The sequence below is a fragment of the Virgibacillus siamensis genome (assembly GCF_900162695.1).
In the GTDB taxonomy this organism is placed as follows: Bacteria; Bacillota; Bacilli; order Bacillales; family Amphibacillaceae; genus Lentibacillus; species Lentibacillus siamensis_A.
Map to the genome: position 1 here is coordinate 1,955,365 of NZ_FUIH01000007.1, position 20,172 is coordinate 1,975,536.

General features: G+C 41.4%; 22 protein-coding genes. 8 read left to right on the top strand and 14 right to left on the bottom strand.

Going from position 1 to position 20,172, the window contains the following annotated elements; all coding sequences use genetic code 11:
• Positions 1-14: 14 nt before the first annotated feature.
• The 5 genes from nikC to clpP all read left to right on the top strand — a co-directional run bounded on the left by nikC (position 15) and on the right by clpP (position 4,374).
• The gene (nikC, locus tag B1K71_RS13665) at positions 15-932 is read left to right on the top strand and encodes a nickel transporter permease (protein WP_428848862.1); all 918 of its coding nucleotides are present in this window, start codon (positions 15-17) and stop codon (positions 930-932) included.
• Between the two features lie 101 nt (positions 933-1,033).
• Positions 1,034-1,624 (top strand): DUF6305 family protein, encoded by a 591-nt coding sequence (locus B1K71_RS13670; protein ID WP_077327996.1) that lies wholly within the window; start codon positions 1,034-1,036, stop codon positions 1,622-1,624.
• Between the two features lie 15 nt (positions 1,625-1,639).
• Positions 1,640-3,031: a sensor histidine kinase gene (locus B1K71_RS13675; RefSeq protein ID WP_077327998.1), complete on the top strand. Its 1,392-nt coding sequence runs from the start codon at positions 1,640-1,642 to the stop codon at positions 3,029-3,031.
• A complete protein-coding gene (locus tag B1K71_RS13680) occupies positions 3,006-3,617 on the top strand; it encodes a response regulator (RefSeq protein ID WP_077328000.1) in 612 nt (203 codons plus the stop codon). Before B1K71_RS13675 ends, B1K71_RS13680 begins: the two co-directional genes overlap by 26 nt.
• A gap of 163 nt (positions 3,618-3,780) precedes the next feature.
• Positions 3,781-4,374 (top strand): ATP-dependent Clp endopeptidase proteolytic subunit ClpP, encoded by a 594-nt coding sequence (gene clpP / locus B1K71_RS13685; RefSeq protein ID WP_077328002.1) that lies wholly within the window; start codon positions 3,781-3,783, stop codon positions 4,372-4,374.
• Between the two features lie 117 nt (positions 4,375-4,491).
• Here clpP and B1K71_RS13690 read toward each other — a convergent pair whose 3' ends face one another.
• From B1K71_RS13690 to B1K71_RS13715, 6 genes are all read right to left on the bottom strand, one after another.
• Positions 4,492-4,746 carry an HPr family phosphocarrier protein gene (locus B1K71_RS13690; protein ID WP_077328005.1) on the bottom strand — a complete coding sequence of 85 codons (255 nt, stop codon included), beginning with the start codon at positions 4,744-4,746 and terminating at the stop codon, positions 4,492-4,494.
• A gap of 148 nt (positions 4,747-4,894) precedes the next feature.
• A complete protein-coding gene (gene whiA, locus B1K71_RS13695) occupies positions 4,895-5,848 on the bottom strand; it encodes a DNA-binding protein WhiA (protein ID WP_077328007.1) in 954 nt (317 codons plus the stop codon).
• A gap of 22 nt (positions 5,849-5,870) precedes the next feature.
• A complete protein-coding gene (locus B1K71_RS13700; RefSeq protein WP_077330245.1) occupies positions 5,871-6,833 on the bottom strand; it encodes a gluconeogenesis factor YvcK family protein in 963 nt (320 codons plus the stop codon).
• The gene (gene rapZ / locus B1K71_RS13705; protein ID WP_077328009.1) at positions 6,833-7,720 is read right to left on the bottom strand and encodes an RNase adapter RapZ; all 888 of its coding nucleotides are present in this window, start codon (positions 7,718-7,720) and stop codon (positions 6,833-6,835) included. The genes B1K71_RS13700 and rapZ overlap by 1 nt, the downstream gene beginning before the upstream one ends.
• Positions 7,721-8,081: 361 nt before the next feature.
• Positions 8,082-9,035: a thioredoxin-disulfide reductase gene (trxB, locus tag B1K71_RS13710; RefSeq protein ID WP_077328011.1), complete on the bottom strand. Its 954-nt coding sequence runs from the start codon at positions 9,033-9,035 to the stop codon at positions 8,082-8,084.
• An 83-nt stretch (positions 9,036-9,118) separates the two neighbouring features.
• Positions 9,119-10,117, bottom strand: a complete 999-nt coding sequence (locus B1K71_RS13715) for a tetratricopeptide repeat protein (RefSeq protein ID WP_077328013.1) — start codon at positions 10,115-10,117, stop codon at positions 9,119-9,121.
• 122 nt (positions 10,118-10,239) lie between these two features.
• Here B1K71_RS13715 and B1K71_RS13720 point away from each other — a divergent pair, with 122 nt between their 5' ends.
• The 3 genes from B1K71_RS13720 to B1K71_RS13730 all read left to right on the top strand — a co-directional run bounded on the left by B1K71_RS13720 (position 10,240) and on the right by B1K71_RS13730 (position 12,522).
• Positions 10,240-10,884 carry a nuclease-related domain-containing protein gene (locus B1K71_RS13720; RefSeq protein ID WP_175631913.1) on the top strand — a complete coding sequence of 215 codons (645 nt, stop codon included), beginning with the start codon at positions 10,240-10,242 and terminating at the stop codon, positions 10,882-10,884.
• 91 nt (positions 10,885-10,975) lie between these two features.
• Positions 10,976-11,824, top strand: coding sequence for an ABC transporter ATP-binding protein (locus B1K71_RS13725; RefSeq protein WP_077328017.1), 849 nt, complete (start codon positions 10,976-10,978; stop codon positions 11,822-11,824).
• Entirely contained in the window at positions 11,824-12,522 is a 699-nt protein-coding gene (locus B1K71_RS13730) for an ABC transporter permease (protein WP_077328019.1), read from the top strand. Before B1K71_RS13725 ends, B1K71_RS13730 begins: the two co-directional genes overlap by 1 nt.
• A 24-nt stretch (positions 12,523-12,546) precedes the next feature.
• Here B1K71_RS13730 and B1K71_RS13735 read toward each other — a convergent pair whose 3' ends face one another.
• The 8 genes from B1K71_RS13735 to B1K71_RS13770 form a co-directional block, all read right to left on the bottom strand.
• Positions 12,547-14,217 carry a glycerol-3-phosphate dehydrogenase/oxidase gene (locus tag B1K71_RS13735; RefSeq protein ID WP_077328021.1) on the bottom strand — a complete coding sequence of 557 codons (1,671 nt, stop codon included), beginning with the start codon at positions 14,215-14,217 and terminating at the stop codon, positions 12,547-12,549.
• Positions 14,218-14,417: 200 nt separating this feature from the next.
• On the bottom strand, positions 14,418-14,804 hold the full coding sequence (gene dhaM / locus B1K71_RS13740) for a dihydroxyacetone kinase phosphoryl donor subunit DhaM (protein ID WP_077328023.1): 387 nt from the start codon (positions 14,802-14,804) through the stop codon (positions 14,418-14,420).
• A complete protein-coding gene (dhaL, locus tag B1K71_RS13745) occupies positions 14,804-15,427 on the bottom strand; it encodes a dihydroxyacetone kinase subunit DhaL (protein ID WP_077330247.1) in 624 nt (207 codons plus the stop codon). The genes dhaM and dhaL overlap by 1 nt, the downstream gene beginning before the upstream one ends.
• A gap of 20 nt (positions 15,428-15,447) precedes the next feature.
• Complete coding sequence (gene dhaK / locus B1K71_RS13750) at positions 15,448-16,434, bottom strand: dihydroxyacetone kinase subunit DhaK (protein ID WP_077328025.1); 987 nt, start codon at positions 16,432-16,434, stop codon at positions 15,448-15,450.
• A 97-nt stretch (positions 16,435-16,531) separates the two neighbouring features.
• The gene (gene glpK, locus B1K71_RS13755; protein ID WP_077328028.1) at positions 16,532-18,025 is read right to left on the bottom strand and encodes a glycerol kinase GlpK; all 1,494 of its coding nucleotides are present in this window, start codon (positions 18,023-18,025) and stop codon (positions 16,532-16,534) included.
• A gap of 16 nt (positions 18,026-18,041) precedes the next feature.
• Positions 18,042-18,872: an MIP/aquaporin family protein gene (locus B1K71_RS13760; protein WP_077330249.1), complete on the bottom strand. Its 831-nt coding sequence runs from the start codon at positions 18,870-18,872 to the stop codon at positions 18,042-18,044.
• A gap of 216 nt (positions 18,873-19,088) precedes the next feature.
• Positions 19,089-19,634, bottom strand: coding sequence for a glycerol-3-phosphate responsive antiterminator (locus B1K71_RS13765; RefSeq protein ID WP_077328031.1), 546 nt, complete (start codon positions 19,632-19,634; stop codon positions 19,089-19,091).
• Positions 19,635-19,651: 17 nt separating this feature from the next.
• Positions 19,652-20,170 carry an acyltransferase gene (locus B1K71_RS13770; protein WP_077328033.1) on the bottom strand — a complete coding sequence of 173 codons (519 nt, stop codon included), beginning with the start codon at positions 20,168-20,170 and terminating at the stop codon, positions 19,652-19,654.
• Between the last annotated feature and the right edge of the window lie 2 nt (positions 20,171-20,172).

The following is a 20,172-nucleotide window of genomic DNA, read 5'->3' on the forward strand; positions in this document are numbered from 1 at the left end:
GAAAGGATGTGCATTTGATGGAATTGCAGCCGAACCCGGCCGGAAATACAGATACAGCGCTTCCTGATGAACTTGCCCACAAAAAGAAAAGCAGCTTATGGAAAGATGTATTTTTTCGGCTTATTAAAAGTAAAACATCACTGATCGGGTTGTGTATCATTCTTCTTTTAATTGTTACTGCTATATTTGCACCATTAATCGCAACACACAACCCTACAAGCTATGAATCCATTACCAATCGCTATCAGCCTCCATCCGCAGAACATTTTCTTGGAACGGATGCACTCGGAAGGGATATTTTCAGCAGAATTGTATATGGTACGCGTATTTCCATTCAAATTGGTGTTTTTACCGTAGCCATATCGATGATTATCGGTGTCCTTCTTGGAGGAATTGCTGGTTATTTTGGAAAATGGATTGATCAGATTATCATGCGTGTTGTCGATATTCTAATGGCGTTTCCAAGTATTTTACTGGCTATAGCACTCGTTGCTGTCCTGGGGCCGAGCCTGCAAAATGCCATGATTGCAGTCGGGATTGTCGGAATACCACAGTTTGCCCGGATTGTACGATCGGCAGTATTATCAGTAAAAGAAACAGAATATATTGAGGCCGCTAAAGCTATTGGTGCCAAAAACGGCCGGGTACTGATGCAGCATGTATTGCCTAATTGTCTTGCTCCAATTATCGTTCAGGCCACACTTAGTGTTGGTACGGCAATTCTGGATGCAGCCGGATTAAGTTTTCTTGGACTTGGAGCACAGCCGCCGACACCCGAGTGGGGCGCGATGTTGAGTGACGGGCGTGCAGCATTGCAAAATGCACCATGGGTTGTCGCCTTCCCCGGAATTGCCATCTTTTTGGTTGTTCTTGGCTTCAATTTATTCGGGGACGGATTACGTGATGCTTTAGACCCACGATTAAAGGAATAATTACAATATTGGAAAAGTGTAGTAAGATAAGGTAAATGCATCCGCATTTTCCTTATCTTTTTTTGCCTGTATGCCGGTATTTTAAGGGAGTTGACAAAATTTTGAAACGATATGTCCCCATTTCGGTTTGTTTTGTCAGTGCTTTGATCCTCTGCTTTATCTCGATCAATGACACACATTCCGAACACTTTAATACATACCCAAATCTGCCAGCACCAATTGGCAAGGAAAAAATACTGATTACATCCACCGGACAAGCCCCCGAGGGAAGCATTTTGCTGCAAATCGCCCAGAAGCTTAACCTTGAGGCAGATTACCGCCCCAGAGCATTGGGGTCAGATTTATATGATTACAATAGTGTTGTTATCCTGCTCGGCTACAGTGCCAATGGATTGAAACAAACAAACCGGACATTTCAAGAGGAACTAATTCGGACACGAACACTGCTAAAGGAAGCAGAATACACACATCTGCCCATCATTCTTGTAAACATATCCGGCTTTTTCCGTGATGATCGCCGAACCATAAAATTATTTAAGGAAACCGCCCCATATGCGGATTATTTCATAGGGATGAAAAATACGAAGAAGAAAGCAGCGCAAATTGACCATCTGAGGGAACTTCAAGTCCCTGTTACCCTGGTTAACGGGTTGAAAGACCTATCCGTACCGTTCAATGCCATATTCCGATAGAAAGGCTGACAAATCATGATCCGCAAAAAAAAATCGATACTATTATTATCAATTGGGCTGCTGCTGATTTTTTACGGCCTGATACTTCCTGTATTTCTGAATGATTGGTCAATATGGCTCGCTAAAAATATCCATAAGAGTATTATACAGCATGACAGTGGACTGCTTTTAATTACTTCCTTTTTATATATTGCAAAATATATGATGACGTTTTTTCTTGTTCATTTTGGATCGATGCTCATTGTACAAGTCTTTCGGATCAAATTAAATACCGTTTCCTGGTCATTCGCCTACATCGGAATTGTTCTAATCTCCCTGTCGATTTTTAATCAAATATACACGGAGCACTTCACATACCTTGGTTACTTTTTGACAACTGGCATCATTGTACTGCTGCTGCAATATATACCCAGGCATAAATATTTTTATTTTATTTATTCCATCATATCATTTCTCGTTCTGCTTTCCGTACAATGGATGCAGCTTATTCCGGCACTTTCCCGATTTGGAATTGGCACCAATGACCTTGCTGCAGGCATTAAGATCGCGGACAGTTACCTGACGGGAAATAACCTTTTCAATACATTGGCAACCATCTTTTTCAGTGTGTTTTCAGTCATTGCCATCATTGTTACGTTACTAATCCATCTGTTTAATAAGCAAATTAATACATTGCGGAAATATCAGGTTCAGGAAGAAATACTGCACGAAACCCGCTCAGCACTTGTTGATTCAAAAGTTCATGAAGAGATCAATATGCTTGTTCATGATCTGAAAACCCCGTTGGTAACAGTTGAGGGCCTTGTATCGCTGATTCAAATGAAAATGCAATCGAAACATAATCCTTCTTTAAAAACATACGTCAGCCGGATCGACCGTTCCATTACGAAAATGAAAGACATGATTTCTGAAATACTGCATGATCAGATGAAACAGGAATTATCCGTTCAGGAACTTCTCCAATACGTAACAAGCCATCTTAGTATGGATGAACAGCGGATTAATTTGAAAATAGATTTAGATGAAAATCTCCCATTTATCTATGTCAATAAAATACGGTTTTCCAGAGCTATTTCGAACATTCTTGAAAACGCCATCATTTCTTTTGATGGAAAAGAAGGATATATCCATGTCACTGTCAAAAGTATAGATACGAGAATTTTAATTCGCATTCAGGATAACGGTCCCGGTATAGACGCCACCCACCTGAAAGAAATCTGGAAAGAAGGATTCAGTACACGAAACTCATCCGGATTAGGTCTTTCCTTTGTGAAACGGGTGGTTGAAAACCATCATGGTACAATTGATCTCAAAAGCATCCCCGGGAATCAGACGCAAATAAATATCAGACTACCTATCAGTAAAGAAGGTGAAAACGCCAATGAGCACCACTATATTAATAGTTGATGATAACGAAGACATTCGTTTTACACTGAAAGAAATATGCTGCTCCGCCGATTGGAATGTGATAGAAGGCAGTACAGGAAAGCAAGGCATTGAACTTTTCAAAAAAATGCACCCTGACCTTATGTTACTTGACTACCATATGCCGGATTGGGATGGAATAAAAACAACGAAAGAATTACGCAGTATCAGTGAGAAAACCCCTATTATCATATTGACCGTTGATGAACGTCAGGAAATTGCCGATGCATTTCTACAGGCTGGTGCAACTGATTTTGCCCTGAAACCAATCAAAGCACCTGATCTTATTTCCCGGATCCGTATTAATTTAAAGATCGCAAAACTTATGGCCGGCAAGGAAAATGTCTTTGTGGAAAAAGGCATACGGCAGGCTACCCTGAATTCAATTAAAAATTACCTCGTGCAACAAGATTCCCCATCCTCCATCAACGAGATTCAACAGGCATTGCCGATTGCCTACCAGACTGTCCACCGGTATTTATACTACCTGGAAAACAAGGGCGAAGTAGAAATCATTTCACAGTATGGCAAGCAGGGACGCCCGACAAATACGTATAAACTTGTTTAACTGGGAGGGTTTATATTATGGTGGAAAGGGAATGATGGAAAATGTGATTTTTATGCAGGATTTGTTGAACGTTTTTGTTTGACCTTTTTTGACCTATTCGTTATGATAAAAATATCCAATAAAAACTGGATTAATTTGAGATGAAATAAGGAGGATTTTACACATGAATTTAATACCTACAGTCATTGAACAGACAAACCGTGGAGAACGCGCATATGATATTTACTCACGTTTATTGAAAGACCGAATTATTATGCTTGGAAGCGGCATCGACGATAATGTTTCCAATTCGATTGTGGCGCAATTGCTTTTCCTCGCTGCGGAAGACCCGGACAAAGATATCTCCCTATACATTAACTCACCGGGCGGATCCATTACAGCCGGCATGGCAATTTATGATACGATGCAATTCATTGAACCGGATGTATCAACCATCTGCACAGGTATGGCAGCATCAATGGGTGCATTCCTGCTTGCCGCCGGAGAAAAAGGAAAACGCTATGCACTGCCAAACAGTGAGGTGATGATTCACCAGCCACTAGGCGGTACCCAAGGTCAGGCAACAGATATTGAAATTCATGCCAAACGGATCATCCAAATGCGTGAAAAAATCAACCAGATTCTGGCTGAACGCACTGGTCAGCCAATCGAATTAATCGACCGAGATACAGATCGGGACAACTTCATGACAGCTGAAAAATCAGTGGATTATGGCTTAATAGACAAAATCTTAACAAACAACAAAGACAAGAAATAAGTAAATATGAATTGTATTGTGAGGCTATTCCAATGGGGATAGCCTTTTTCGTGTTGTGTAATTTAATTTACTACAACAGAACCAATTTAAAAATGCCTCCTCATCTAAGAGACATTTTTAATCGTTCCTAACAAATTGGGTTAATCTGTCCAAAGCTTCGTTCTCATCCGATCCTTCCGCAAAAAGCGTAATCGTTTCCCCTGTTGTCACCGCAAGGCTCATTAATCCCATTATACTTTTGGCATTGACCCGTTTTCCATCCTTTTCAAGGAATAAATGTGCAGCAAATCGGTTTGCCTCCTGTACAAATAATGCCGCCGGCCGAGCCTGTAACCCGGTTTCTAATTCAACCGTGACCGATTTCTCAATCAATCTCCTCATCCTTTCCAACTGAAATCGTTTACAAGTAATATTAAAAATTCGGCCCCCGCCCGACTTTGACGGTAGCCTTTCAATTAAAAGAATTATAATTAAATTAACGCTAGTATATCATAATCGGCTTTGTCCAGTAACATTTATGCTACTCATTTTTCAAAAGTTTTGTGTCAAATTGAATTTTATCAGCAAATTCATCAATCTTTTTTAGACGGTGATTGACACCGGATTTCGAAATTTTCCCTGTGGAGACAAGTTCGCCCAGTTCTTTCAAGGAAACATCCTGATGCTTAACGCGCAGTTCGGCAATTTCCTGAAGTTTCTCCGGAAGTGCATCAAGACCGACTGTCCGTTCAATCAGCTTAATATTCTCGATTTGCCTGAACGCCGCACCAATTGTTTTGTTCAGGTTGGCCGTCTCACAATTCACGAGTCGGTTTACTGAGTTTCGCATGTCCCGCACAATCCGGACATCCTCAAACTTGAATAATGCATTATGCGCACCAATAATACTTAAAAACTCCGTAATCTTTTCTGCTTCTTTCAAATACGTAATATAACCTTTTTTCCGCTCCAGTTTTCGTGCACGAAGATCAAAATCATTCAATAAATCGCATAATGCATTATTATGCTCCTCGTATGCATTGAAAATTTCCAGATGATAGGAGGAAGTTTCCGGATTGTTGATGGAACCTCCGGCAAGAAATGCTCCACGCAAATATGATTTTTTGCAGCAGTCTTTTTGTAAATATTTTTCGGAGATAGTTCGCACAAATGAGTGGGGTTTGTGTAAAATATCCAATTCCGTTAATAATTTTTCCACATCTTCCTTTATCCGGACGATGTACACGTTATTTTTCTTCAATTTCATTTTTTTTCGGACAAGCAGTTCGACCGGTAAATCATACAGTGACTTGATCAGTGTATAAATGCGGCGTGCAATCGCTGCGTTCTCCGTCTGTGCGTCCAATGTATATTTACGCTGTGACATGGAAATAGCACCATTCATTCGAATAAGTGCAGCAAGTTCAGCGTGTTGACAGCATTGATCTGTTTCAATCCCCGTCAGTTCTTTCTTTATTTCCGATGCAAACGACATTTCGTCACCCCCTCCAGCAAAATCATTTGGATTCAATTATGGAATAAAGCAGTTTGGCAATTTTATGTGTATCATGTCTGAGTGTTGTTCTGGAATGGTTTATAATGTCTCCCTCTATAATCTGCAACCCCATTTCCAGCAAACGATCTGTATCATAAATCACCGGTTCGGCATTTTCTTCTGCATACACATCACGCACATTTTTACTGATTGGTTCATTATGGACAATTATTGAATCGACCGCGTCATTACCGACGTGATCGCATATTGCCTGAACATGGTCAGATGCCGTATAGCCTGTTGTCTCCCCTGCTTGTGTCATAACATTACACACATAGACAACTTTTCCGTTTGTTTCCTGAAGCGCCTCATCCACTTGCGGTATAATCAAGTTTGATAAAATACTTGTATATAGGCTTCCTGGAGCAATTACAACAAGGTCCGCCTTTTCTATTGCTTTCAATGCATTCGGAAATGGCTGCACCGGCTGCGGACTTAAAAAGACACGTTCAATCCGTTTGTTCGCCAGAGGAATTTTTGATTCACCGGAAACGATAGATCCATCAGACATTTTGGCATGCAATGACATATTCTCATTGGAGATTGGATAAATTTTTCCTTTCACATTTAAAACACGGGAAATTTCCTTTATACCAGTGTAAAAATCACCGGTTATAGAGGTCATTGCGGCAAGCAGCAGATTCCCCATCGAGTGACCCGACAAACCATTACCGACTGCAAACCGGTGCTGGAACAATTCAAGCAGCATCGGTTCTGCATCAGATAGAGCAGCAATTACGTTTCGGATATCACCGGGGGCTGGAATTGCCATTTCATCGCGAAGCCTGCCGGTACTGCCGCCGTCATCTGCCACTGTAACAAGTGCAGTAAGATGTACAGGCAAATTTTTTAAACCTCTCAAGAGTACAGGCATTCCTGTACCGCCGCCAATCACTACAACCCTTGGCTTCCTGTTGTTCTGCATCATGAATGTCCCTTTCTCTTATCAATATCGCGATGTGTCACATGGGTAATGTAATTTGCAGATAATTGTTTCGCAAAATATTCCGCAAGTGCTACCGATCGATGTTGTCCTCCGGTGCAGCCAATTGCGACTACCAGCTGTGACTTTCCTTCTTTTTTGTACTGGGGAAGCATAAAATGAAGCATATCCAGTACTTTTTCATTAAATTTAATTGTATCCGTCCATTTAAATACATATGAGGAAACTTCGGGATTTAAACCGGTCAAAGGCTGCATATGCGGTACATAATGCGGGTTTGGCAGAAAGCGAACATCAAATACAAGGTCCGCATCAATTGGAATTCCATATTTAAAACCGAATGATACAAGGTTCACCGAAAATATCTCCTGTTTTTTTTCCGTGTATGCCTTCAAAATTTTTTCCCGCAATTCCCTCGGTTTCAAATTGGTTGTATCAATAATCCGTTGTGCCCTGCCTCTTAACTCATCAAGAATTTTCCGTTCCTGCTGGATTCCTTCCAGTGGAAGGCCGCCGACTGCGAGTGGGTGTGAACGGCGTGTTTCTTTATATCTTGTCACAAGTGATTCGTCTTTTGCATCCAAAAACAGTATATGTTCATGCACCCATTCTTCTTCACCCAAAATATCAAGTGCTTCAAAAAGAGAATCAAAAAATTCCCGTCCGCGCAGGTCCATTACCAGAGCAACTTTACGGATGTTGTTGGTTGAATCCTTCATCAGTTCAAGAAACTTTGGGAGCAAGGCCGGGGGAAGATTATCCACACAGTAATACCCCAAATCTTCAAAGCTCTGTACAGCTACCGTTTTCCCGGCGCCTGACATTCCTGTTATAACAACTAATTTTGTTTCCTCTTCATTCACTGACATGGTATTTCCCCCTCATATCACCTTCCGATCCGAAAGGTGATTGATCAATTCCAAGATCTCTCTATATACAAACAATCTATTCAGCATCGACTCTTTTTTAACCATTATCCCTATTATACAATGAAAAAATTCAAAGCAACAAGTATCTGTTTGACATCGACAGATTTGGACAGGACTGTGTACTTTTTTTACACAAAAAAAGGTGCAGATGAACGTATCATTCATCTGCACAAAGAACTAATTTATTTATTAAAAGGGGGTCAATTAGTTAATTATATTGTACCCGATTTTTATTGCATGCGTGTTACAGCAGCGTTAAAAAGCAATTACTTTCTGAAAAATTACTTTTACAGAAGTTGGATTAGGATTTTGCAGCTTTTAATTCTTCCATTAAATCCTCAATATACTTTTGTGCATTTTCAGCAGCAATACTTCCATCCCCAGTTGCTGTCACAATCTGTCGAAGGTTTTTCTCCCGAATATCTCCGGCAGCAAAAATTCCGGGAATTGACGTTTCCATCTCTTCATTTGTTGGAATATAGCCATCTTCATTGGTAATACCAAGTGATTGAAAAGGCTCGCTAAGCGGGACCATTCCAATATAAATGAAAACCCCGTCAATTGGATGTTCGTATTCCTCACCGGTCTTATTGTTAACCAGGGAAACGCCGCTTACTTTTCCGTCGGGACCATTGATTGTTTTTGCTTCCGTGTTCCAAATGAATTCCATTTTTTCATTGTCAAAGGCACGCTGCTGAATAATCTTCTGAGCGCGAAGTTCATCACGCCGATGCACAACCGTTACCTTATCCGCAAAACGTGTCAAATAAATACCTTCTTCAACGGCAGAATCACCGCCGCCAATTACAACAAGATGTTTTTCTTTAAAAAATGCGCCATCACAAACTGCACAATAAGAAACTCCGCGTCCCCCAAGTTCCTCTTCGCCGGGAATGCCAAGCTTTTTGTACTGTGCACCGGTTGTTATGATTAGTGCTCGCGTATGATATTCTTTTGATCCGGCAATAACAGTTTTATATTCGCCGTGATCCACAACATCTTTAATATCTCCATACGCATATTCCGCACCAAATTTTTTGGCGTGTTCAAACATTTTATTTGATAAATCCGGTCCCAAGACATGCTCAAAACCAGGGAAATTTTCCACATCTTCTGTATTTGCCATTTGACCGCCGGGAATCCCTCGCTCAATCATCAAAGTATCCAGATCAGCCCTTGATGCATAAACCGCAGCTGTCATTCCGGCTGGGCCGGCGCCTGCTATAATCACATCATATATACGCTCTTCGGACATAGCTCTCAGTCCTTTCTTAACATTATAATGAAGCCATATTTATCGTATTAGATTTACCACATTACGTCTACTTTTATGCTTGATTACCCCCATGGACCATCCTGTTTGGACAAATCCGGATGACGCCTGCATCCCTCTTCCCATAATGAAAGGGCTTTGGACGGCTCTCCAAGCTTGTAAGCCGCAATGCTGTAATACTTATAAAACGATAAATGATTTTTCGAAGTACCTTTTGCAAGTTTGCGAAATCTGTCATATGCCTCCTGATACAACCCTGTCCTGGCAAAAGTAATTGCTACACGGAGCTGCAGCTGTTCATGAAGCGGATATACATTTCGCAACGTCTGAATATGGGTTTCATACTGTGTAATATTCCCGGATTCGTACGAAAATATTGCCATATTTATATGACTGTTCAACGAATTTGGATCCTCCTCCAGCAATTCCATTTCCATTTTAATTGCGTCGTCCTGATAACCGGAGAAGAACAATGCCTGTGTATAGTCATGTTTGATTAATGGATGCCCCGGGAACAATGTCTTCATTTCATCGAGTAATGTCAGTGCTTTTTCCCATTCGCATTTTTCGATATGATAAAAAACGGTTTCCTGGTAGATCAGGAGCTCATCTTCTTCATCGGTAAACCATTCATCATCTTCCTCATCGATATCAACCATTTCGATCAGACTTTCAGCCGCCTCTTTAAACTCACCATCCGGGTCTTTGTCCAGATAGGAATTTGCATACTTTTTGGCATCATTCAATAGACCAAGGTGCGCATAATTGTTTGCCAGCAGGTAATAACAGTCTATACAATCATCACCGGAAAATTGCAGCACTTTAGTCAATAGCTGATTCGCTGCATGGTATGCACCAATTTCCGTATAAATAACCGACATCTGGCATTGATAAAGCGGATCCTCGGGTGCCATTTCAATGGCCTTGCGCAGCCATTTGATCGCACCTTCGAAATTCCGCTTTTGAAATGCTTCAACACCTTTTTGAAAATAAAAATCGCCTTCCGGAATAAGCGGGAATACATTTTCGTGCTGTTGATCTTTTTTGTTTTCCGACTGGTGCATGCATATCCCCCTTATCTCGATTAATATCGACAAAAGTATATCATAAATGAATGCAGAATCCTACATGAAAATTTATAAAGAATGGACACTTATTTGGTATGTAATTTTTCAAAAGCAGGATCTTGCCAATTTTTGACGAATATATAGCATTAACTATACTTGGAGAGGTGATTCCACTGGTATCTGGTCTCCGATTAAAAACATATGATTTACTGATTTTGGAAGCAATTTTACGAAGGCTCAAGGAGAATTATCGGTTTGATGAAAAACTAATTGCAGCATACCGAAAAGAAAAAGCAGGATATGACGGTGAAAGAAATGTTGACACACTCTCCACCTTCCTCCGAAATAATTTTTTAGTAATACGAGGACTTCGCCTGGAAAATCCCCCATTCCAATTTCAAATCGATACTCTCATCCTTTCCAAAGGTTTTTTCCTTATTCTAGAAATTAAAAACGTTGCCGGCACACTTCAATATGATTCCAAACAGAGGCAATTAACACAATTTGCGGATGGAAAAACCAAGTCCTACAAAGATCCGATTATGCAGGCTGAAGCGCAAAAGCACCATCTGCAAACATGGCTCCGGCAAATTGGAATTATCAATATTATCTACGCCTCTATCGATATAGTTTCTCTTCTGTCGATATATCTGCGCTCATATTTGATAAAAGTTTCCCATGTTGCCCGGGCAAATCATGGTATACTATATCTTGGGATTATTCACAAACGAAAGCGCAAGGAATTCAGAGCATGTCCAATCTGAAATAAATTATATGCAGTACATTTCATCCAGATTATGTTACTGCAGCAACAACCAAAATTGCATAGAATCGAAACACGAGGAGGGTTTTACGGTGGAAAACGTGATTGAAGTGAACCATTTGCGGAAAAAATTCGGGGGGAATTCTGCAATTGATGATTTAAGTTTTCATGTCCGGAAAGGAGATATTTTTGGTTTGCTGGGACCAAGCGGATCAGGAAAAACAACAACAATTAAGATTCTGACAGGCGAACTGGATAAAACAGATGGTCAGGTTTCGGTTTTGAATGAATCTTCATCTACATTCCAATCATCCTATTTTAAATCTAAAATTGGCATTCTTTCCGACAACAGTGCATTATATGAGCGCTTGACCGTGTATGACAATCTGAAACTGTTCTGCAAACTTTATAATGCTCCGCTCAAGCAAATAAATGCAATACTGCAGGATGTAAACATGGAACAAGAACGTTCTAAAACTGTTTCAAAACTTTCAAAAGGGATGAAACAGCGGATTTTGCTTGCAAAGGCATTGATTCATAAACCGGATTTGGTATTTCTTGATGAACCGACCTCTGCACTCGATCCTGGAAACATGGCACAAATCCATCGCGGTCTTAAAGCGCTTAATGAAGCCGGTACAACGATATTTTTAACCACACACAACATGGAGGAGGCTACGGAATTGTGTGACCGTGTTGCCTTTCTCAACAATGGAAAACTTCAGGAACTGGATAACCCTGAAGCACTTCGTTATAAATATTCTACTCATGCGTTCCATGTGGAGACGATAAATGGAGAAAAGCTGGTCATTGACAACTCACCTGAGAATGCGGACCAGATCCGGAACATGATTGCGGAAAAGCAAATCAAGTCAATAAACACCGATAAACCGACACTTGGACAAATCTTTTTAAAAGTAACCGGAAAGGAGCTTGTCTAATGAATGTGCATCGCATCCAGGCTATATTTGAAAAAGACTTAAAAGATTTCATGAAAAACATGATGCTTTTGATGATGCCTACAATTCCAATAATACTGGCGTTACTATATTCCCGTCTCGGCAAAGGGGATGAAGAACTTCCGTTGTTTATGCTGTATATGATTGTCGGCATTACCTTTTCGACTGTTACATCCAGCTGCATGATGACCATGATGGCTGAAGAAAATGAAAAGAAAACATTACGCGGGCTTGTTCTTTCACCTGCTTCATTTATTGATATTTTAGTAGGGAAAAGTCTTGTCACAGGGTTAATGACAGCTATTTCATTGGTTATTTCTCTGCTGATTGCCGGAATAGATCCATTCCTGGCTGTAAAACCAATTATTGGGATGGTGTTATTATTCCTATTCTTTCTGTTTCTAGGTATAGGAATCGGCCTGTTTGCAAAAACCGTTGCAGCAACATCGGCATATCTGATGCCTGTCATGTTCCTATTTGGTTTTACCCCAATGTTTAATTTACTTGGAATTGACGAGGACAGCATCGTTACCAAAATCATTAACGTTTTCCCGCTCCCACAATTAATTAAAATGCATGAAGATGGATCATGGTTCCCACTTGGGATTGTACTGATTTGGGTGATTGCAGCTGCAGCATTTATGGCTTTATGTTTCCGGAAAAGAAGTACAGATGATTAAGAAAAGGCTAATCGCAAATCGCGATTAGCCTTTTCTAGTTTCGACCGGATGAACCGCCTCGTATAATAACTGTTCAAGTTCATCTGTATACTTTTTCGTTTGTTCCTCGCTCCATCCAAGTCTTTCAGCCATGTAGGCAATGACATGATCCTTATGTTTCTGAACAAATTCAATGTCAAAAAACAGTGCACCTGTCCGCCTGATGAAGAAGTCGACCGGTTTATACGTTAATTCGTATTCAATGGCATAAGTCAATTCGGCAAAAACGGCCGGGTCAATGCCTGCTTTATCCGCATTTGTCGTTTCTTCCTGATATAACTCAAAAATTTTATCTGTATTGGCACCGTATTTCTGAACCAAAAATTCAGCTGTTTCCTTATCGATCCCAAGCTCTGCCGCTTCAGATAGTTTGGCATCTTGATAACGTTGAAATCCTTTTGAACCGCCAACATCACCACCGGAAATCGACAAATGTTCAGTAACCGATTTGGAATAAAGAATCCCGTCTTCTTTCTTCAATTGATTCACAACTGTATCCACTGCATCTGCAGCCATTTTTCGATAACCTGTTAATTTACCGCCAGCCATTGAAATCAGTCCGGAGTCGGAGATAAAGATTTCATCTTTGCGGGAAATCTCGTCGGGATTTTTTCCATCTTCTGCTATTAGCGGCCGCAAACCTGCATAGCTGGAATCAACATCTTCCTTGGTCATGTCCAGAGATGGGAAAATATAGTTGATAGCATCAAGCAAATAGTCACGGTCATCCTCTGTCATTACCGGATGTGAAATATCACCGTCATAACTTGTGTCCGTAGTTCCAACATACGTTTTTTTATTACGCGGAATGGCAAAAACCATCCTTCCATCGGGGGCATCGAAATAGATCGCCTGCTTAAGCGGAAAACGGTCATTTGAAAAAATCAAATGTACACCTTTTGTCAAATGCAGTGATTTACCGGTTTTGGAACCATCAATTTCTCGCAGATCATCCACCCATGGACCACCAGCATTTACAATCTTTTTCGCGCGGATTGTATGCTGTTCACCTGTCAACTGGTTTTCCGCTACAACACCGGTAATTTTCCCGGCTTCGTAAATAAAATCGACAGCTTTTGTATAATTGATAGCATGTGCGCCCTGTTCAACAGCTTTCTTGATTACCTCAATTGTCAGCCTGGCATCATCTGTTTTGTACTCCACATAGTAGCCGGAACCTTTTAATCCGTCTGATTTGATTAGGGGTTCTTTAGCAAGTGCTTCATCCGGGCTGAGCATTTTTCTTCGTTCCGATTTCTTGACGCCTGCCAAAAAATCGTAAACGCGCAAACCAATATTTGTTGTAAATGGCCCGAAGTTACCTTCTTTATAAAATGGAAGCATCATCCACTCCGGTGTTGTAACATGCGGTCCATTTTCGTATACAATAGCCCGCTCTTTTCCAACTTCGGCAACCATCTTCACTTCAAATTGCTTCAAATAGCGTAATCCGCCATGGACCAGCTTTGTTGACCGGCTGGATGTTCCTGCAGCAAAATCCTGCATTTCAATTACTCCGGTATTCATGCCGCGGGTGACCGCGTCAAGCGCAATACCGGATCCAGTGATACCGCCGCCAATGACAAGAACATCCAGTTGATGATCCGTTAAATTTTGATAAATTTTATCCCTGTGATAACTTGAAAAAATAGTCATAGTCCGTTTAACCTCCCTTAATATCAATACCCTTTAAATGATATTTTCATGTGTTTTATGGAAGTTGTTTTAAAAAAAGAAAAAACCACAAATCAAACTGATGACACAGTAGTGTTCATCAGCCATTTGTGGTTTCTCCATTTCTCCGACACATGTATTAACTTACATACATCATATCAAACTGTTCTAAAGGTGTAAAGTTACTTGACTTCTTCGCCGTATTTTTTAACGACAGCAGCGTAAACATCATCAAAACTTTTTCCCATACCAGACTCAACGGCTGCAAGATATGCTCCTTCCATGACCGGCGCTTCAGCAATTCGAATGTCTTTTGCATCAGTCATCTCTATAGCAATCTCGGCATTCATTTTCGCGCTCCCAATATCGTAAAAGAGCAATACGCCGTTTCCATTATCCGCCCGCTCGATAGCCTCCTGGATTTTCCCAGCATTTGTACCGATTTCATTGTCTTCTGTCCCACCGGCAAGTTCTACCGGGACATCAAGAATAACCTGCCGTATCATGTCTTTAATCCCTTCCGCAATCTTTGGGCTGTGTGAAATCAGAACAAGACCTGTATATGCCATTAATGGTTGCCTCCTTTAACCGCATAAGCCAGACCGGCGAATATATAATATGAAGTTGCAGCCCCGGGGTCGATATGACCAACGGACTTTTCCTTAAAATAAGCTGCTCTTCCCTTGGTTGCCTGCATATCTTCTGTGTCCGCCATTGCTTTTTTGGCGGTTTCTATAATACTATCCGATGAAAAATCATCTGTTCCCGAAAAATAATCAGCCATTGGTGACCAGACATCCAAAAGTGTTTTTTCACCCTCGGTTGACTTTCCACGTTGTTTCACACCGTTCACAGCCTCATTTAATGCAGCGGAAAAAGCCGCAGTATCAAGGTTCTCCTGCCCTTTTACCGAAGTTGACATTTTCAAAAATGCTGTCCCCAATAAAGGTCCGGATGCACCACCAACTTTTGAGATCAGTGTCATTGCGGTATCCTTTAATACATCCGAAATGGTTTGGTAATCTTGTTCTATCATTTTATGCATTACTTCCTGAAAACCTCTTGCCATATTAATGCCATGATCACCATCACCAATTTTCTGGTCGAGTTCAGTCAGGTATTCTTTGTTTTCCTGAATGTACTTGTTTGAAAGTTCCAGCCAGGTTGCTACATCCTTAACGGTTAATTCCATTTGCATTGATCCTTTCTCAATTAAAATGCAGGTGCAGAAGTTTCCGCATCCAGAAGTTCTTTCAAGTTATCATCCAACTTCATTAATGTAACGGAACATCCTGCCATTTCCAGTGATGTCATATACCCGCCGACATAAGTCCGATAAACATGAATACCTTTCTCCTTTAGTATTTCCTGAACCTTTTTATTTACAATATACAATTCCATCTCCGGTGTTGCACCTAATCCGTTAACCATTACCGCAACATCGGAGTCCGCATAATCCATGTCCTCCAGTACTTTTGCCGTCAGTCTTTCGGCTATTTCATCGGCTGATTTTAATGTTTCCCGTTCAATTCCCGGTTCGCCATGAATACCGATACCAACTTCCATTTCATTATCCTTCAATTCAAAACTGGGCTTGCCTGCTTCCGGAACGATGCATGATGTTAACGCCATTCCAATTGAACGTACATTAGCGACAGCCTTATCAGCCAATATTTTTATCTCCTTTAATGATGCGCCTTGATCTGCGAGTGCTCCGACAATTTTGTGCACCAGCACAGTACCGGCAATCCCTCTTCTGCCAGTGGTAAAGGAACTATCCTCTACTGCAACATCATCGTTTACAACGACTTGTTCCACATCTATTCCTTCTGCTTCCGCAAGTTCTGCTGCCATTTCGAAATTGATAACATCCCCGGTATAGTTTTTGATCACTAAAAATACACCATTTCCACTATCGACAGCTTTAATTGCTTCCAGAACCTGATCCGGTGTCGGTGATGTAAAAATCTCGCCGGAAACTGCTGCATCCAGCATTCCTTTTCCCACATACCCAGCATGTGCCGGCTCATGTCCGCTTCCACCGCCGCTTACAATACCAACCTTGCCCTCAACAGGCGCGTCGGTCCTGACAATAATCGATGTTTCCGGCAGCTGCTTTACTGTATCCGGGTAAGCTGCCGCGATCCCTGCAACCATATCCTTTACAACTTCATTGGGATTATTGATAATTTTTTTCATAAACGCACCCCCACTTTCCGGTATTTTGACCCATTTAAGAGTTGCTAAAAGAGGGAAATCATGATCGTTACGTCATTATTCCCCCCTTAAAAAACAATTATTTAAACTTGCGTGTTGCTTCTACAGCTTTTTGCCATCCTTTATACAATTCACCGCGGCTGTCGTCTTCCATTTCGTGCTTGAACAACCGGTCTGTTTTCCATTGTGATGCAATTTCATCTTTATCTTTCCAGTATCCAACCGCAAGACCGGCTAGATATGCCGCACCTAATGCAGTTGTTTCCTGAACAACCGGACGCTCAACCGGAACACCCAGCATATCGCTCTGGAACTGCATCAGGAAGTTATTTTTAACAGCGCCCCCGTCAACGCGCAATGTTTTCAGGTTAATTTCAGAATCGGTGATCATCGCATCCAGTACATCTTTTGTCTGATATGCAAGGGACTCAAGTGTAGCACGAATGAAATGTGCCTTCGTTGTACCGCGGGTCAGTCCGAACACCGCACCACGTGCATCACTGTCCCAGTATGGTGTACCTAGACCGACAAATGCGGGAACCATATATACACCATCTGTTGAATCTACTTGTTGAGCAAAGTCCTCCGTTTCCGGTGCTGAATCTATCAGTTTCAAACCATCCCGGAGCCATTGAATCGCAGACCCTGCAACAAAAATACTTCCTTCAAGTGCATATTCTACTTTCCCATCAACACCCCATGCCAATGTAGTTAACAATCCATTATCCGATTTGACACCTTCTTCGCCGGTATTCATCAGCATAAAGCATCCGGTTCCATATGTGTTCTTAGCCATCCCTTTGTCAAAACATGCCTGGCCAAACAATGCAGCCTGCTGGTCTCCAGCAATTCCGGCAATCGGAACTTCATGACCGAAGAAATGATAATCAACTGTGTTCGAGTAGACTTCAGATGATTGGCGAACTTCCGGCAGCATATTTTTCGGAACACCTAGAATGTCCAGTAACTCATCATCCCATTTTAAATCATAAATGTTGAACATCAATGTTCGGGATGCATTGGAATAGTCCGTTATATGTGTTCTTCCACCTGATAACTTATAAACAATCCATGTATCCATCGTTCCAAACAACAGGTCGCCCTTTTCGGCCTTCTCACGTGCACCTTGCACATTATCCAGGATCCATTTTACTTTTGTTCCTGAAAAATACGGGTCAAGCAGCAAACCGGTTTTTTCCCGGAATAGATCATTGTAATCGTTAGCACGTAATTCCTTACAGATATCCTCCGTCTGGCGCGACTGCCAAACAATTGCTCTGTAAATTGGCTTTCCTGTATGCTTATCCCAGATTACAGTTGTTTCCCGCTGGTTGGTAATGCCTATACCGGCAATCTGACTCGGTTCTGTATCTGATTTCCGTAACACTTCCGCAATACAGGAAAGTACTGAAGTCCATATTTCGTTTGCATCATGCTCAACCCAGCCTGGTTTCGGAAAAAACTGCTCAAATTCTGTTTGTGCTGTTTCCACAATAGAACCGTCCTGATCAAATAAAATTGCTCGTGAGCTGGTCGTTCCCTGATCTAATGATAAAATATACTGCTTCGCCATTTTTACATTCCTCCCATTAGTTAATTTGTTCTTCTACTTTGTCTGCTACAGTTCTGCCTTTTTTAAGTTCTGCACTTGCTGCACCAATCATGATGACGACCACGACAACACTTAAAATCCAAAACAGTGCAGTATAGTTTCCTTCAAAAATTGCCTTGTAAAACACACCACCGTAAACACCGCCAAGAATCGGACCTACAACCGGAATCCAACTATATCCCCAATCGGATCCGCCTTTCCCCGGTATCGGCAGAACAAAATGCGCAATTCTTGGTCCCAAATCACGGGATGGATTAATCGCATACCCGGTAGTTCCGCCAAGAGACATACCTATCGCAACAATCAATAACCCGACAATTAATGGGTTCAATCCTTCAGTGAATTCATTTGCACCAATAAACATAAGACCTGACAACAGGATAAATGTACCGATAATTTCACTTACAAGATTGGATAAAGGACTTCGAATTGCAGGGGTTGTACAGAATACATCCCGCATTGCCACCTGGTCTTTCGTTTTTTTCCAATGAGGCAAATAGTTCAGAAACACAATGCATGCCCCGATAAACGCACCGATCATCTGTGCTGAAATATACATTGGCACCTTTGCCCACGGAAATTCACCAGCTGCAGCAAAACCGAGTGTAACGGCAGGATTAACATGTGCACCGGTAAATTTACCAACAGCATATACCGCCATTGTTACCGCAAGTCCCCAGCCGATGGTTATGACAACCCATCCGGCTCCTTCAGCCTTTGATTTATTCAAAACAACTCCTCCAACAACACCTCCACCTAATATAACTAAAATCATGGTACCTACTAATTCCGCTAAAAACTCCGGCAATTGAATCAGCTCCTTTATAAAATATGAAACTCCTGATTGTGAAATGAATACAGAGAAACCCACACTCAAATAGACATACCTCTCTCAGGGGTTCTATTCAAGTGTGGGTCTCCATGTCTCCACCACGATCTTAACTTGTAAAAATATTTTATCGCAAACTGAAACCGCTGTCAACTGCAGTTCGCCAAAAAATGATGAGAGGAACCCCAAAACTATTCATTCTTTCCATAAACTTGTATTAGAAGTAGTAACAGCTACAGCCCCGCCAGCCAGTGCGTGACCCACATCCTCACGTGATCTTATAAGTCCGCCGGCGATTACAGGTTTATTGGCCTGTTCTGTCAGTTCACCAATAACGTCGGGTATTAGTCCGGGCAAAACTTCAATACAATCCGGGTGAAACCGGTCAATCATTTTGATGTTCTGCTCAAGCGCCAGACTGTCAAGGAGGAATACCCGCTGTACCGCAAGCAGTTGATGCTTTTTGGCAAATTTGATAATGTTTCCCCTTGTTGAAAGGATCCCATACGGCTTAATTTCCCGAACAAGGAATTCCATCCCGTAATCGTCAGCCTTAAGCCCTTGAATCAAATCTACATGAATCAACGCTTTCTTGCCGGCCCGTTTGGAATAATCCACAAGACTTTTCAGCTGGGAAAGACGTGTTTCCAAAAAAACAACAAATTCATGGTTGGATTCCAGCGCTTTTTCAAAATCTTTCATTCTTCTCACTGCCGGAACAATTCCTGCTGGTATTTCCATTCAATAACCACCTTATCTTATAACTCTTCCTCTTTTGAACGCCGCTCCATCTCTTCTTTTGTAAAAATTATTTTCATCGGGTTTCCGCCGACAAACGCCCCGGGAGGAACATCCTTATGTACCAGTGAACCTGCTGAAACCACCGCCCCATCCCCTATCGTTACACCGGGGAGAACCGTTGAGTTCGCACCAATCATCACACCATCACCGATAGTAACTTTGCCGATCCGATATTCCTTTATTAAATATTCATGTGCTAAAATAGTTGTATTATAACCAATTACGCTGTTGGAACCGACCGTTATTTTTTCCGGAAACATAATGTCCGGCATGACCATCAAGGCAAATGCCGTTTTCGATCCGACGTTCATACGCAAAAATGTCCGGTAAATCCAATTTTTAACAGATAAAAATGGGGTGTACCGGGCAATTTGGATAACAATAAAATTTTTAGTTACTTTCCAAAAAGGTACCGTCTTATATATTTTCCACAGCGAATTGGCATCTTTTACGTAATAACGATCGGTTTTGCGCATGA

Excerpts from the sequence above, each read along its gene's own strand:
- B1K71_RS13675 (WP_077327998.1), top strand. The coding sequence starts at position 1,640 with ATGATCCGCAAAAAAAAATCGATACTATTATTATCAATTGGGCTGCTG.
- B1K71_RS13680 (WP_077328000.1), top strand. The coding sequence starts at position 3,006 with ATGAGCACCACTATATTAATAGTTGATGATAACGAAGACATTCGTTTT.
- clpP (WP_077328002.1), top strand. The coding sequence starts at position 3,781 with ATGAATTTAATACCTACAGTCATTGAACAGACAAACCGTGGAGAACGC.
- whiA (WP_077328007.1), bottom strand. The coding sequence starts at position 5,848 with ATGTCGTTTGCATCGGAAATAAAGAAAGAACTGACGGGGATTGAAACA.
- B1K71_RS13700 (WP_077330245.1), bottom strand. The coding sequence starts at position 6,833 with ATGCAGAACAACAGGAAGCCAAGGGTTGTAGTGATTGGCGGCGGTACA.
- rapZ (WP_077328009.1), bottom strand. The coding sequence starts at position 7,720 with ATGTCAGTGAATGAAGAGGAAACAAAATTAGTTGTTATAACAGGAATG.
- trxB (WP_077328011.1), bottom strand. The coding sequence starts at position 9,035 with ATGTCCGAAGAGCGTATATATGATGTGATTATAGCAGGCGCCGGCCCA.
- B1K71_RS13715 (WP_077328013.1), bottom strand. The coding sequence starts at position 10,117 with ATGCACCAGTCGGAAAACAAAAAAGATCAACAGCACGAAAATGTATTC.
- B1K71_RS13730 (WP_077328019.1), top strand. The coding sequence starts at position 11,824 with ATGAATGTGCATCGCATCCAGGCTATATTTGAAAAAGACTTAAAAGAT.
- B1K71_RS13735 (WP_077328021.1), bottom strand. The coding sequence starts at position 14,217 with ATGACTATTTTTTCAAGTTATCACAGGGATAAAATTTATCAAAATTTA.
- dhaM (WP_077328023.1), bottom strand. The coding sequence starts at position 14,804 with ATGGCATATACAGGTCTTGTTCTGATTTCACACAGCCCAAAGATTGCG.
- dhaL (WP_077330247.1), bottom strand. The coding sequence starts at position 15,427 with ATGGAATTAACCGTTAAGGATGTAGCAACCTGGCTGGAACTTTCAAAC.
- dhaK (WP_077328025.1), bottom strand. The coding sequence starts at position 16,434 with ATGAAAAAAATTATCAATAATCCCAATGAAGTTGTAAAGGATATGGTT.
- glpK (WP_077328028.1), bottom strand. The coding sequence starts at position 18,025 with ATGGCGAAGCAGTATATTTTATCATTAGATCAGGGAACGACCAGCTCA.
- B1K71_RS13765 (WP_077328031.1), bottom strand. The coding sequence starts at position 19,634 with ATGGAAATACCAGCAGGAATTGTTCCGGCAGTGAGAAGAATGAAAGAT.
- B1K71_RS13770 (WP_077328033.1), bottom strand. The coding sequence starts at position 20,170 with ATGCGCAAAACCGATCGTTATTACGTAAAAGATGCCAATTCGCTGTGG.